Below are 14,180 nucleotides of genomic sequence, written 5' to 3' on the forward strand. Positions count from 1 at the left end.
CGATTTAGGATAAGCTCACAGAAAACGAGAGTAGCGCGCTCAAAAGTAGATGACTCGCCCTAACTTTTTATAGTAACTTAACTTTTCGACGAATATAAAATCGATGCTATGTTATTTAACAACCGTGTCGTGGTGCTGCTTGATGATCTTGTAATACGCGTGGCTACAGTATTGACTGCCTCATTCAGAATATGCAAGACAAGTAGCTAACAACCCTATACGTTATAAATTTTTTAATTGCTCAATTAACCAGCGATGTATACCACTGTCATTAGTACGTGGATGCCATGCGGCTATTACCTTAAAGGTTGGCGGTAAGGCTTCCACAGCAATCTCTTTAACCTTACTGTTTGGCAATAGTCGCGCAGGATAAAACGCAATCATATCGGTGGTGTGTAGAATATCTGGTACCGCTGAAAAGCTAGGGACTGACATCACGATGTTTCGCTTAAGGCCTTTTTCAGCGAACCATTGATCATGTGAGCCACGCAAGTTGGCACGCGAAGGCGATACCACCAGTTGCGGCTGTGCGGCGATTTGTGTCAGTGTTAGTGCCTCTGTTGCAAAGGTGTTTTTACAACCAGTAATGCATAAATGTTGCTCTTCAAGCAGCGTCACATACGATAAATTATCAGGAATAAATTCGGGAAAGGTAATGAGTAGATCAAGTTCACCTGCCGCAATCAGCTGATTGATGTTATCTGAAGCAAAGTCGCGCACTATCAACCTCAAATCAGGCGCTTCGCGGCGCGTTATATGAAACAATTGCGGCAATAATGCCTGCGTCGCATAGTCGGTCGCGCTAATCGTAAAGACGCCTTTATAGGTTTGCGGCGTAAATACCTCCGGCTCTAATAATACTTCCAACTGCTTTAATATCTCGTCAATAGGTTGTTGCAGCGATAGTGCCTTTGGCGTTGCCACCATGCTATTGCCTTGACGAATAAATAGACGGTCATCAAATAGATCGCGCAGCTTACGCAACTGCTCGCTAATCGCTTGTTGCGTCAGACCCATTTTGCGCGCGACTTGTGAGAGATTTTTTAGATCAAATAGTGACTGAAGCACCCTAAGCTGCTTAATATCAAGACGGTTCATACCATTCATAATCTGTACCATTAATAGTTGTATCTTAAACAACAATAGGTTGTTTCTAATTGTACCCGTAACGCTCTATGCTTACCAACATTGCTTAAGTCGCCAATCAAACCTGAAAACAGGGTGCTTGGCTCAAAGAATAAGCCTATCCGTTTGCTTCAAAAGAGAGTGTTATGAAACAATCTATACCAAATACCAGTACATTATTTTCGTCTGTAGCGCTTGGCCCTTATACGCTTAAAAACCGTATCGTGATGCCACCGTTGACACGCTCTCGTAGCACGCAACCAGATAATATTGCTAATGACTTAATGGCAAGCTATTATGCACAGCGCGCCTCGGCAGGCTTTATAGTGACTGAAGGTACGCAGATTGAGCCGAGAGGTCAAGGTTATGCGTGGACGCCAGGTATTCACTCACCAGCCCAAATCGAAGGCTGGAAAAAAGTCACGCAGGCGGTACATGCTAAAGGCAGTATTATTTTTGCGCAGCTTTGGCACGTTGGCCGTGTCTCTCATACCAGCTTACAACCGAACCAAGCTCAGCCTATCGGGCCATCTGCTATCACTGCTGACAATGTCAAAGTATTTATTGAAACGGGCCCAGGCGAGGGCGCTTTAGCCGACCCAAGTGCGCCACGCGCACTCAGTACAGAAGAGGTGGGCGAGTTGGTCGCGATGTATGCACAAGCTGCTCGCAACGCATTAAAAGCTGGATTTGACGGGGTAGAGCTGCATTGTGCCAATGGTTATTTAGTGAATCAATTCATCTCTGAGCATAGCAATACACGCGATGATCAGTACGGTGGTTCACTGTCTAATCGTCTGCGTTTTTTACAAGAAGTGGTCGCTGCCGTCAGTGAGGTGGTTGGTGCGGATCGTTTAGGCGTACGCTTTGCGCCATTATTTGCGAGTACGGATGAGACGCGCGTGTATTTAGGCTTGGTAGAGTCAGATCCCCATCATACCTATGTCGAAGCAGTCAAATTGCTTGAGCAAGCGGGTATTGCTTATTTGTCCATTGCAGAAGCTGATTGGGATAATGCGCCTGATTTACCAGACACTTTTTATCAAGCAGTCAGAGAAGAGTTTTCAGGCCGTATTATTTATGCTGGCAAGTACACGGTACAAAAAGCTGTGAACATTTTAGAAAAAGGCTACGGTGATTTATTCGCGTTTGGTCGTCCTTTTATCGCCAATCCTGATCTGCCAGAGCGTATTGCCAATAACTGGCCATTGAATGAAGTAGATCCTACCACGATGTATGGTGGTACTGATGTGGGCTACAGTGATTATCCTTATTACCAAAAATAAATTAGTGAAATAAGACCATTCGTGGTCTTATTTTTTTGCTTATAAACGTAAGTATTTTTATAAGGTGATATAAAGTGATGAGTAAAAATTTTAAAGACAGGCTGATACGCATATTAATAGGGTATGTTGGACTTTATCCGACGCTCTTAATCGTATTAACGCTATTAAAGCCTGTGACCCAAAGTCTAAGTTTGCCCGTAGTGGTGTTGATTGAGACAATAATCCTCGTTCCGCTGACACAAATGGTGTCATTCCCACTAGCAGGCAGGCTTATTGAGCGTTTAAGAAGAAATAAGTAATCGCTATGTATACCGTGATTTTGCCAAATAAGTCTCTATCAGACGACAATATCTTGAATTTGTATTTTATAACTTCATTCAAATACTCATGACAGTTGAAGGTATTGCCCTAGCGACTAAAGCGTCTTGTGTTGTTTGGTTTAATTGATGATACGCCCTAACTAAATAGTACAGCGCATAGACCGACAACCGCCATAACGCGTTGAATAATCAAGCTATCTTGCAGGTAATTGTTTAGATAAGTGGCCACGCCTTTGCCGACAGTATATAGGCCTAGCATAGCAACAATCATACCTGTAAAGAAGCCAGCGGTATTACTGTTTGCAGGCACTTCGATTGCATGAGCTGCACCGTGGAACATAGCAAGCGCACCAAAGCCAATGACTAAGAATTTATACACGGTTTTGACGGACATCTCGTGGCCTTGAGTCAATGCCACATTAAAGTAGCGGCTCATAAGTGCCATGGTCAGGAGTACGATAGAGAGTAAAATACCGTATTCAATAAACAGGCTATTCAAGCTCACACTTAAACTCAGTACAAATCCTGTTACTAGACCAATTAACAGTGCTACAAATCCTTTTTTAAAGCTGTGCATTTGAGTAAATAACATGCCCATACCCAGCGCTAACATAAGATGGTCTAACCCAGTTAAAGGGTGCAACATACCAGATAATATAGAAGTACTAAATGAGCCATCTGCTGCCATCAAGCCATGCCCAGGGTGAGCAAATGCGAGTGTTGGTAGTAATGATAGCAATGCTAAGCCACTGATTATGGTGGTTTTCTGGAAGAGGTTTTTGCGTATCATCGTTTTGGCTGTGTCTGTTGTCATGATAAATCCTTAATAAATAAACAAATCGATATAAAAACTGACTGATAATCCACTGATCCATCAGCGGTTTTTAGAGCACTTATTGATGCCATTACCTAAGGCATTCTACGCCACACTTAACATGCCTTTATCTAAGATAAAAGCAACAATGTCATCAAGACCTTCGCCTGTTTTCATGTTACTAAATACCACAGGCTTATCACCGCGCATTTTTTTGGCATCACGCGCCATTACCTCAAGTGACGCGCCTACGAAAGGGGCAAGGTCGGTTTTATTGATAATGAGCAAGTCAGATTTCATGATGCCAGGTCCGCCTTTACGAGGAATTTTATCGCCTGCAGACACGTCAATGACATATAGTGTCAAGTCGGACAATTCAGGGCTGAAAGTTGCTGCCAAATTATCACCACCAGACTCGATGATAATAAGCTCAAGACCTGCAAATTGCTGCTGTAATTCGGCGATGGCAGATAAGTTAATTGAGGCATCTTCACGGATGGCAGTATGCGGGCAGCCACCCGTTTCGACACCACGAATACGCTCAGCTGGCATGGCATTATTGCGGGTTAAAAATTCAGAGTCCTCTTTGGTATAAATGTCATTAGTCACCACTGCCATATCGACGTCATCACGCAAGCGTTGACATAATCTTAGTGTTAATGCCGTTTTTCCTGAACCAACGGGACCGCCAATACCTAGGCGTAGGGGAGACAGTGTCGTGTCTGAATGTTTGCTTTCGACTTTAGGTGTCAGTGCCATAAATAAATTTCCTTAAGAAGGGTTGTGTTGATTAGCGATTAAGAGCGAAATAAACGGCTGTATTGCCTTTCATGCTGACAAGACAGTATCGCTAAATTGGGTAAATTAGCGGACATGTGTAGCTGTTTATAAAGTAGATTTAGCTTTAATATACTTACATTAGGTGTGTTGAGCTCTAACGGCATGTCTTGAACTTGCAAAAAGCTTTGCTTGACGCTGGTAGCCAATGGATATACCTGCGTGCTTAATAACTGCTGTAATTGCCAAATGATTCGCTGTCCTGCCATTTGCCCAAGCGGTACCGTTTTAACCGCCGCCAGCACCATATTTTCTATTTGACCAAAGGCGTAAGTAGTCATAGCTTGTACAGGGTTAAATTGCCAATGTGAGCTGATATGGGCAAATAGTGGCAAAAACCCATGTGCGAGTAAGCTATCAGGCACGTTGAGCTCAAGAACATTGTCTAGCCATGCAGATAAAGACAGTGCCAATTGGCTCGACTCATAAACGAACTCTTTGCTTTCACGGCTGGCGTGGTAATCTGCACCTAAAGCATCAGCCAGCTCTACGTCATCAACCATAAGGGCTTCAATCATGAGCGCCAGTAGTGGTAGCTCATAACGACATAACGCCAGTTCCAAATAATCACTCATAAACTCTAAAGTACTGCTTTCGTTATGAATGAGACCTGACTCAATAGCGGGTTCTATGCCTTGCGAGTAGGTATAACTGCCAATAGGCAAGTTACTTGAAGCCAACATCAACAGCCGTCCGGTCACATCTGTATTATTCAAGTTGTTTGTACCTTGTGCTGTACTGGTAGTCTGCTGTGAAGGCGTGGCATGATTAGTCATGAGAGTGACCATGCCTGTGTGAATGATCATGACCATGAGAATGCCCGCCATGATTGCCTTTGTATGCACCAGTTTCTGGCTCAAACGGCGCTTGTACGGCTTGGGTACGTAGTCTAAGTTGATTTAACATTGCTTCTAAAACATGGTCAGGCTCAAAATATAGCGCCTTAGGTGTAATCATTAAAGGAACATGACGATTGCCTAAATGGTAAGCGCCCTTCATGAGATCAAAGCTATTATCGGCAGTCACTTCGATTAAGGCTTGCTTGGCAGCCATAATCTGTATTAAGTTGCCTTGATTATCCGCCAGTACACTGCCATTTTTAATGGTTTCCGTACGCGGTAGATCAACACCAACGGCTTCTTGATGTTGAGTTTCTGCTTTAAACCGGCTACGTTGACGAGTATCAAAATCTAGATATAAAAAGTTTTTTGCCTTTTTATGGCTATCAATCAAGGCTTGCTGTACAGCGTTTAGGTCTGATTTATCGAGGCGTTGCGTATAAATTTTCATAAGTATGTCTATAGTCAGTTAAAACCAATAATTTAAGGTTTTATGTTTGATTAGGGGTCATCACTACTAAAATAAAAAGCAGCTAGAATAAAAAATAGCGCTGTGCCATCGGTAGATATTCAGCAGGCTCACAGGTCAACAGTTCACCATCAGCATATACTTCATAAGTCTCGGGATTGACCTCCATCTGAGGACAGTAGCTGTTAAACTTCATGTCTTGTTTGCGTACTTGACGGATGTTGTGTACGGCTTTGATAACTTTTTCTAATCCTAATTGCTTGTCAACGCCCTTGTCTATAGCAGCGCTTGACATAAAGGTAATGCAAGTCTGCGCTACAGTTTTGGGGAAGCTACCAAACATGCTGCGATAGTGCACAGGCTGCGGAGTGGAAATGGAGGCATTGGGGTCGCCCATAGGCGCTGCTGCAATTAAACCCCCTTTAATGATTAGGTCAGGCTTTACTCCAAAAAATGCAGGCGACCATAACACTAAATCTGCCCATTTGCCTATTTCAAGTGACCCCACTTCATCACTAATGCCATGAGTGATTGCGGGATTGATGGTGTATTTTGCGAGGTAACGTTTGATACGAAAATTATCATTGCCGCTATCAGAGTCAGTAGGACTTAGCATGATATGCTCTGAAGATTGCTCGGTTTTAGCTGATTGATCTGGAGCAAGGTGGCCACGTTGGGCTTTCATCTTATCAGCCGTTTGCCACGTGCGAATAATGACTTCTCCCACGCGTCCCATCGCTTGCGAATCACTACTCATCATGGAGATGGCGCCCATATCTTGTAAGATATCTTCAGCGGCAATGGTTTCTTTACGAATGCGGCTTTCTGCAAAAGCCACATCTTCAGCAATGGCTGGGCTTAGATGGTGGCAAACCATGAGCATGTCGAGATGCTCGTCAATGGTATTAATAGTGAAAGGGCGCGTTGGGTTGGTTGATGACGGCAAAACGTTGGTTTCGCCAATAGCTTTTAAGATATCTGGGGCATGACCGCCACCGGCTCCTTCGGTATGGAAGGTATGAATACAGCGATCTTTAAACGCGCCTAGAGTGCTATCCAAATAGCCGCTTTCATTCAACGTATCGGTATGAATAGCCACTTGCACATCATATTCTTCAGCCACACTAAGGCAGTTATCAATGGCTTTGGGCGTGGAGCCCCAGTCTTCATGAAGTTTAAGACCAATAGCGCCTGCTTCAATCTGCTCCACAATAGGCGCAGGCAAACTAACATTGCCTTTACCTAAGAATCCGATATTCATCGCAATAGAATCAGTGGCTTTTAGCATACTATGAATATGATAAGCACCAGGCGTACAAGTAGTGGCTAGAGTACCTTCAGCAGGCCCCGTGCCACCGCCAAGCATCGTAGTCACACCAGACATCAATGCCGTTTCACACTGCTGCGGCGCGATAAAATGAATATGACTATCAATACCGCCAGCAGTCAAGATTTTACCTTCCCCTGCGATAATTTCGGTAGCCGCGCCAATAGGTAACGTCACGTTAGGCTGAATATCAGGGTTGCCAGCTTTACCAATACCACTGATACGACCCTCTTTGATAGCGATATCTGCTTTATAAATACCGCTATAGTCGACAATCAAAGCATTGGTAATAATAGTATCGGCAACTTGCTCACCTATTAGCTGTGACTGACCCATGCCATCGCGAATGACTTTACCGCCGCCAAACTTAACCTCTTCACCGATGCTAACAATATCAGTACTTTGGTCACTATGGTTAGTCAAATCATACTCGACCTCAAGCCATAAATGAGTATCTGCTAAGCGTACTTTGTCCCCTGTAGTAGGGCCAAAGTGCTCAGCATAAATACGTCTATCAATGCGTTTTTGCGAAGTGTCTTTGGTGGCTTTGACTTTGGCTAGTCCCATGACTTTTCCGGCAAAACCATAAATGTGATGTCTACCGGCGATAGCGACTAGCTCCACTTCACGCGTTTGCCCCGGCTCAAAGCGTACCGCAGTGCCAGATAGGATATTGAGTCGATAGCCAAGCGTCGACTCTCGATCAAAGCTCAGTGCCGCGTTTACCTCAAAGAAGTGATAGTGAGAACCGATTTGAATAGGGCGGTCGCCTGTATTGATTACCGCTACCGTTTGAACACAGCGATTAGCATTTAAAGCCATATCGCCTGCTTTAATCTTATATTCGCCTGCTTTCATCGTCATTTTTATTATCCTTAATTGTCTTACGGCAATGGCTTTATTCGCGTTCAATATCGTTTTATACGGTTTTATAGCAAACAAGCTATACGATGGGATTATGTACCGTCACCAGCTTAGTGCCATCGGGGAAAGTGGCTTCAACTTGGACATCCTGTATCATCTCTGCAATGCCTTCCATGACGTCATCGGTAGAGAGATAAGTGGCCCCTTCACTCATCAGCTGCGCCACGGTTTTGCCATCACGCGCACCTTCCATCAGTAACATGCTGATGTAGGCGATAGACTCAGGGTAATTTAGCTTGACGCCACGATTTTTACGACGTTCCGCCACCATACCGGCAGTAAATAGCAGGAGTTTATCTTTTTCGGTAGGGTTTAATTGCATAAAGCTTCCTCGATAATTATTTTACTTTAAAGGTTATTAACCGTTTTTAACCTTTATAAAGCAAATATTTTAAATAAAGTTATTTCGGTTTGACCAAGCGTAGTTTAAGGATGAGATTAAGTGGAAGCACATAATATTAGGTGTCCCAAATTCTCGGTCGATGAGGCTCAAGCGTGTACCATTTAGACCTGATAAGCTCGCGGACTTGGTAAAAAGATTCAAAGCAGGCGCGCACATCTGACCCCAAATAACGGCAATTAATACCTTGATAATTATGAGTACAGTGAATGGGTAGTGACTGCTGATCGATAAGATGGCGTATCTCGGTAATAGTGGTATCTAAATACTGACCAAGCTTGAGCGGATTATTCTGCAGCTCAGGCGCAATAATCTCTGTGCTAGGTATTGCCCAAAAAGAGCCATGAACATGATGATTGTTTAACCCAAGCGGTGAGGTAAACCAGCGCGTATTGGCTTGCTGGGAGGTGCACTCACTGACCAATAAATTGCCATCACGCCATATCTCTAAGCGGTTGGCATAATAACCATTAGCAAAAGTTTCTTGATACGCTTGCCGTCCGAACACCGCAATATCCCAAGTCAGCAAGCTTGCCGTCTTAGCTAAATAAAAGCGATTGTTGGCATTAGAGACGGAATGATCATAATAAATGCTTTCTTGGGGTAGCCATTCAAGAATAGCGTGGTCATCAAGGCGCGCGTCGATATGTTGTTCTGCGCTGACGGTATCGTTGAAAGTGTTGCTAATAGTATGAGAGCAGGAGCTATCATAAAGGGCATGGTCGGAGACGTTGTTTTTTGCTGATGAAGTACCGTTGGTAAATTTTGCGTTGGGTCTAGAGGATCGCAATGACTTGCGTTGTCCGTACCATTTGCCGGCTCCAGGGGTGGTAATCACCGCGTGACTATTAGAGTGTAGATTAAATGCTAACGTTAAGCGGTCATTATCGGCAATACCAGCAGGAGGATACAACACATAAATATGGCAAATCCCTGTTTGACTGTCAGGCTCAGGATAAAGCGCGCGCTGCACCATTAGCGCACCAGTATGGGCACGATGACACAGCCGAGTTTTAGTCTTATCCGCTAAATGGTCGAAATGGAGCTGTAGCGAGGATTGCCAAGTCAAAATATAATATCCTTAAAACTATGCTGTATGTTGTTAAACCCAATTTTGACTATAAGTTTAACTATAAGTTTAACTATAAGTTTGACTATCACAGCTAGTAAAAATATAGCATGTATTACCTTCTCGAAGCTTTATTTAATACGTAGAATCTAGTAGCTGCTCATTAGACTGCCACCAATTCTTGGATATTATTTTCTGCCATATCACATCCCGCTCCATGAGCAACGACTTGCCCTCGAGAAAGCACAGTATAGTTATCGGCAAGCTCTTCAGCAAAATCATAAAATTGCTCGACCAAAATGATGGCCATATCGCCTTTATCAGCAAGACTACGAATGACTCTACCGATGTCTTTAATAATTGACGGCTGAATGCCTTCGGTAGGCTCATCAAGTACCAGCACTTGAGGCTCAGAGGCCAGCGCACGCGCAATAGCTAACTGCTGCTGTTGACCGCCTGATAGATCGCCGCCGCGACGATGTTTCATCTCGTCCAGCACTGGAAATATATCATATAAGTGTTTGGGTACTTTACTTGCTTTTCGTTGAGAGAATTTAGCCATGCCAATTAGAATATTTTCTTCAACGGTCAAGGTGGAAAAGATATCACGGCCTTGCGGTACATAAGCGAGTCCTGCGCGTACACGCTGTTCAGGCGTCATCTTACTAATATCCTTACCGTTTAATAAAATTTCACCTGATTTGATGGGTAGGATACCCATCAAGCATTTAAGCAAAGTGGTTTTACCGACGCCATTACGACCCAGTACCACGCTACATTCTCCTACCGGGGCGGCGAGGGTGACATCACGTAAGATGTGACTGCCACCGTAATATTGATTTATGGCATTGACTTCTAACATATAAATACCTTTATTCTTTTTTAAGTCAAGTTTAAGAGCTACTATTTATTATCGACCTGAATGTATCATCGACCTAAATAGGTCTCGATAACGGCCTCATTGTTCTGTACTTCACTCAATGTCCCTTCAGCCAAAATAGCGCCATTTGCCAAAACTGTCACTTTCTCACTGATGGCATCAATAAAGGTCATATCATGTTCAACCACGATTAAGGTATGATTCTTTTTAAGGCGCAAACATAACTCAGCGGTATGTTCAGTTTCGGCATCGGTCATGCCTGCCACAGGCTCATCAAGTAAGATAAGCTTTGGTCTTTGCATCAGTAACATTCCAATCTCTAACCACTGCTTTTGACCATGAGATAACAGTCCGGCTGGCTTGTTGATCAGGTCTTTTAAGCGAATCTGCTGTAGCGTTGAGTCAAGTGTGTTTTTTGTGTCAGCATCAATTTTAGTAAACCAGCTTTTTGATACCCGCTTATCTTTGGGGGCCGCTAGCATTAAGTTATCAAGGACGGTAAAGTTTTCAAATACCGTTGGTTTTTGAAACTTACGACCAATGCCTGCTTCGGCAATCTCTTCGGTAGACAGCTTGGCCAAATTATGTACTTGACCAAAAAACGCGCTACCTTTGGTCGGACGCGTTTTACCAGTGATAACATCCATTAACGTGGTCTTACCTGCGCCATTGGGACCGATGATGCAGCGTAGCTCGCCCGTCTCAATGTATAAAGATAAGTCATTGAGTGCACGGAACGAGTCAAACCAGACGCTAACGTCTTCCAAATATAGCGCAATACCATGTCTCATATCTGGACCTGATTTAGGAACAGGATGCGCCAAGCCAGCACTATCTCCATAATCTTCAGCCAAAGTAGTGACTGGTCGGGTAGGTGTGGTTTCTGCAGTCGCTATGCTGTTAGCAGATTTAAGAGTCCTAGCTGGGGTATTTATACTACGGTCAGTTTCATTAGGTACTTTTGACATTATTCTTTTTCCTTCTTAAAACGATCGAGTACGCCAATAATCCCGTTAGGTAAAAACAAAGTAACCACCACGAATAGTCCACCTAGAATAAGCAACCAAAACTCAGGGTAGGCCACCGTAAAGTAAGTTTTAATAACATTCACGGCACCTGCGCCTACGATAGCACCGATGAGTGACCCTCTCCCTCCAGCAGCCACCCATACTGCCATCTCGATAGAGTTGACTGGGTTCATCTCGCCTGGGTTAATGATGCCAACTTGCGGTACATATAGAGCACCAGCGATACCAGCAATGACTGCAGACAATACCCAAGCCGAAAGCTTGTACCAAAGCGTGCGATAGCCTAAATACTGCAAGCGATTTTCACTATCACGAATGGCACCGAGCACGCGCCCGTAAGGCTGACTCATCAGATAGCGTAGGCCAAGATATGACACTAGCAGCGCCAAAGCAGTCGTAAAGCACAGCACAGCTCTCGTTGAAGCAGCAGTGATGTCATAGCCTAATAGCGTGGTAAAACCTGTGAAGCCATTATTACCACCGAAGCCTGTTTCGTTACGGAAGAATAATAAGGCGGCAGCGTAGGTCATGGCTTGAGTGATAATCGAAAAATAAACCCCTTTGATTTTTGAGCGAAAAGCAAAATAACCAAAGATAAAAGCGACCAAACCGGGAACTAACACCACTAGAGCCATCGCCCACCAAAAGTGTTGAGTGCCTGCCCAATACCACGGCAATTCGGTCCAACTTAAGAAGCGCATAAAGTCTGGGATACCAGCGCCAGCCGTTTCACGCGTCAAGTACATACCAAAGGCATAACCGCCCAAAGCAAAATAAAGACCATGTCCTAAGCTTAGAATGCCAGCGTAGCCCCAGACGAGATCTAGCGCCAGTGCTACCATAGCCAGTGCCATTATTTTACCGATGAGCGTTATCCAGTAAGCAGACAAATGAAAACTAGAGGTTTCAGGTAGTAGATGGAGCCAAGGCAATATCAGTAACACCAAAAAACATAAACCAATCAAAATGGCATTACGTGGGGAATCAGATAATAATTGAGTCAAACGCATTAGGTTCTCCTTAATCCACAAAACGGCCTTTGAGGGCAAATAAACCTTGTGGACGTTTTTGAATAAACAAAATCACAAGAACCAGTAACACAATCTTAGCCATCACAGCACCAATGCCAATCTCAAGCACCGTACCACTGACGCCAAGACCTAAAGATGCCAATACTGCACCCCATACTTGTCCAACACCGCCAACCACGACGACTAAAAACGCATCAATAATATAAGTCTGACCAAGATCAGGTCCGACGTTGCCTACTTGCGCTAACGCACAGCCAGCGAGACCTGCGAGACCCGAGCCAAGTCCAAAAGCCAACATATCGATACGGGCAGATGAGATACCAACCGCGCGCGCCATTTGCCGGTTTTGCGTCACAGCGCGCACAAATAGCCCGAAACGAGTCTTTTTAAGTAAGTACACTAGTAGCATAAGAATAATGATCGTAAAGCCGATAATAGCGATACGGTTGAAGGGGAGTACAAGGCTAGAGGACACTTGATAGGCACCGCTTAACCAGTCAACATTGCTGACTTCAACGTTTTGCGCGCCAAATATCATCCTTACCAACTGCATAAGAATCAGACTGACACCGAAGGTTGCCAGTAAGGTTTCAAGCTCCCGTCCATAAAGCGGTCGAATAACGATTCGTTCGATAATCATGCCGATAATGGCACTGACTAAAAAAGCAACGGGTATAGCGGCAACCAGATACCAACCTGCCATACCGGGAAAATACGCTTGAAATAAATTTTGCACCATATAAGTGGCGTAAGCACCAATCATAATCAGCTCACCGTGCGCCATATTGATGACACCCAGTAGCCCAAAGGTAATAGCAAGACCAAGTGCTGCTAATAACAAGATACTGGCGGTACTCATACCAGTAAAGAGATGTCCTATCCAAGTACTGATAGTAATACGTCGCTCGATACTCGTCTCAGCGTCTAACAGGGCAGATTTGAGCACAGGATCGATATCGTCCGCCGCCAATGCCCGTTTGACATCGACTAAGACTTGCGGGCTATCACTATCGGCAAGCACGGTAAGCGCGACAATTTGCTTAGCGACGTCGCCATCTCTAAAATCAATCCTCGCTTGTAAAGTGCTCAACGCCGTTTTGACGTCGACATCTTGCTCATTAGTGGCAGCAGTACTTATGAGCGCTGGATCTAGCTGCTCGATATTGTCCGCTAAGATGGCTACTGCCTGCATACGTTGCTTAGGATCGTCTGATTCAAGCTTAACTTTGGCTTGTCCAAACACCAAAGCTGAGCGCAGAGCATTGGTCAAAGTCACTTGCGCCAAGTCGCTGGGCCATTCGGTGGTTAGCTGCTTAGCAGGGTAAGTAAATAGCTCATCTTCGCTATTTAAGAGATACGTCTGACCGTCATTGCCTTGATATAACTCATCGTTTTTTATCAGCTCAATCAAAGTATCTAGACTCTCAACTGACCCTGGCCACTGATTGAGCATGGTTTGGCGCTTGCCAAAGTCTGCGGCGACAAATTGTTCAATAGCATCCTCTTTACTTATCGTCAGATCAGCTGGCGTAGTTAGAGACTTCTCGTTTTGAGCAAGCAAGCTATCGTCTTGAGCAAGCAAAGTCTTATCATTAACAGCATTGGATGTCGCAGCCACCGTATTAGTAGATACTGCCTCGTCATGACTGTGTGCTATTAGCGTCTCGTGAGCATAAACAGACGATGTGGTAGTGATCAGTAATAGTGCTAAAGATAATAGGGTAATGATAAAAGTCTTATTAGAATAATTGGCTGGCGCGTCACTTTTAGAATAGGAATAATAACGTGACATGATGGCTCCTTTTTTACAGTCAACACTCCTCTAACCTCT

At 44.2% G+C, this 14,180-nt stretch carries 14 protein-coding genes; 2 read left to right on the forward strand and 12 right to left on the reverse strand.

Annotated features, from left to right (window positions below):
* Positions 1-222 precede the first annotated feature (222 nt).
* Positions 223-1,107 (reverse strand): LysR substrate-binding domain-containing protein, encoded by an 885-nt coding sequence (locus AAEY80_RS04995; RefSeq protein ID WP_350587970.1) that lies wholly within the window; start codon positions 1,105-1,107, stop codon positions 223-225.
* Positions 1,108-1,271: 164 nt separating this feature from the next.
* Between AAEY80_RS04995 and AAEY80_RS05000 the strand changes: the two genes are divergently transcribed.
* On the forward strand, positions 1,272-2,411 hold the full coding sequence (locus AAEY80_RS05000) for an alkene reductase (protein ID WP_350587971.1): 1,140 nt from the start codon (positions 1,272-1,274) through the stop codon (positions 2,409-2,411).
* 77 nt (positions 2,412-2,488) lie between these two features.
* On the forward strand, positions 2,489-2,710 hold the full coding sequence (locus tag AAEY80_RS05005; protein ID WP_350587972.1) for a putative antibiotic biosynthesis monooxygenase: 222 nt from the start codon (positions 2,489-2,491) through the stop codon (positions 2,708-2,710).
* A 157-nt stretch (positions 2,711-2,867) separates the two neighbouring features.
* Here AAEY80_RS05005 and AAEY80_RS05010 read toward each other — a convergent pair whose 3' ends face one another.
* The 11 genes from AAEY80_RS05010 to urtB all read right to left on the reverse strand — a co-directional run bounded on the left by AAEY80_RS05010 (position 2,868) and on the right by urtB (position 14,141).
* Complete coding sequence (locus AAEY80_RS05010; RefSeq protein WP_350587973.1) at positions 2,868-3,545, reverse strand: HupE/UreJ family protein; 678 nt, start codon at positions 3,543-3,545, stop codon at positions 2,868-2,870.
* Positions 3,546-3,650: 105 nt separating this feature from the next.
* The gene (gene ureG / locus AAEY80_RS05015) at positions 3,651-4,304 is read right to left on the reverse strand and encodes an urease accessory protein UreG (RefSeq protein ID WP_350587974.1); all 654 of its coding nucleotides are present in this window, start codon (positions 4,302-4,304) and stop codon (positions 3,651-3,653) included.
* Between the two features lie 38 nt (positions 4,305-4,342).
* Complete coding sequence (locus AAEY80_RS05020) at positions 4,343-5,158, reverse strand: urease accessory protein UreF (protein ID WP_025652877.1); 816 nt, start codon at positions 5,156-5,158, stop codon at positions 4,343-4,345.
* Entirely contained in the window at positions 5,151-5,672 is a 522-nt protein-coding gene (ureE, locus tag AAEY80_RS05025) for an urease accessory protein UreE (RefSeq protein WP_101211059.1), read from the reverse strand. The genes AAEY80_RS05020 and ureE overlap by 8 nt, the downstream gene beginning before the upstream one ends.
* 82 nt (positions 5,673-5,754) lie before the next feature.
* On the reverse strand, positions 5,755-7,881 hold the full coding sequence (gene ureC, locus AAEY80_RS05030; protein ID WP_101211060.1) for an urease subunit alpha: 2,127 nt from the start codon (positions 7,879-7,881) through the stop codon (positions 5,755-5,757).
* A gap of 79 nt (positions 7,882-7,960) precedes the next feature.
* Positions 7,961-8,263 carry an urease subunit gamma gene (ureA, locus tag AAEY80_RS05035; protein ID WP_025652874.1) on the reverse strand — a complete coding sequence of 101 codons (303 nt, stop codon included), beginning with the start codon at positions 8,261-8,263 and terminating at the stop codon, positions 7,961-7,963.
* A gap of 136 nt (positions 8,264-8,399) precedes the next feature.
* Positions 8,400-9,410 carry an urease accessory protein UreD gene (locus AAEY80_RS05040; RefSeq protein ID WP_101211061.1) on the reverse strand — a complete coding sequence of 337 codons (1,011 nt, stop codon included), beginning with the start codon at positions 9,408-9,410 and terminating at the stop codon, positions 8,400-8,402.
* Positions 9,411-9,573: 163 nt separating this feature from the next.
* A complete protein-coding gene (urtE, locus tag AAEY80_RS05045) occupies positions 9,574-10,272 on the reverse strand; it encodes an urea ABC transporter ATP-binding subunit UrtE (protein WP_350587975.1) in 699 nt (232 codons plus the stop codon).
* A gap of 65 nt (positions 10,273-10,337) precedes the next feature.
* On the reverse strand, positions 10,338-11,144 hold the full coding sequence (gene urtD, locus AAEY80_RS05050; protein ID WP_051395057.1) for an urea ABC transporter ATP-binding protein UrtD: 807 nt from the start codon (positions 11,142-11,144) through the stop codon (positions 10,338-10,340).
* Between the two features lie 113 nt (positions 11,145-11,257).
* Positions 11,258-12,328 (reverse strand): urea ABC transporter permease subunit UrtC, encoded by a 1,071-nt coding sequence (gene urtC / locus AAEY80_RS05055; RefSeq protein ID WP_025652870.1) that lies wholly within the window; start codon positions 12,326-12,328, stop codon positions 11,258-11,260.
* A gap of 10 nt (positions 12,329-12,338) precedes the next feature.
* Positions 12,339-14,141, reverse strand: coding sequence for an urea ABC transporter permease subunit UrtB (urtB, locus tag AAEY80_RS05060; RefSeq protein ID WP_350587976.1), 1,803 nt, complete (start codon positions 14,139-14,141; stop codon positions 12,339-12,341).
* Between the last annotated feature and the right edge of the window lie 39 nt (positions 14,142-14,180).

Origin of the sequence: Psychrobacter sp. 78a-MNA-CIBAN-0178, from assembly GCF_040309625.1 — a bacterium.
GTDB classification, from domain to species: domain Bacteria; phylum Pseudomonadota; class Gammaproteobacteria; order Pseudomonadales; family Moraxellaceae; genus Psychrobacter; species Psychrobacter okhotskensis.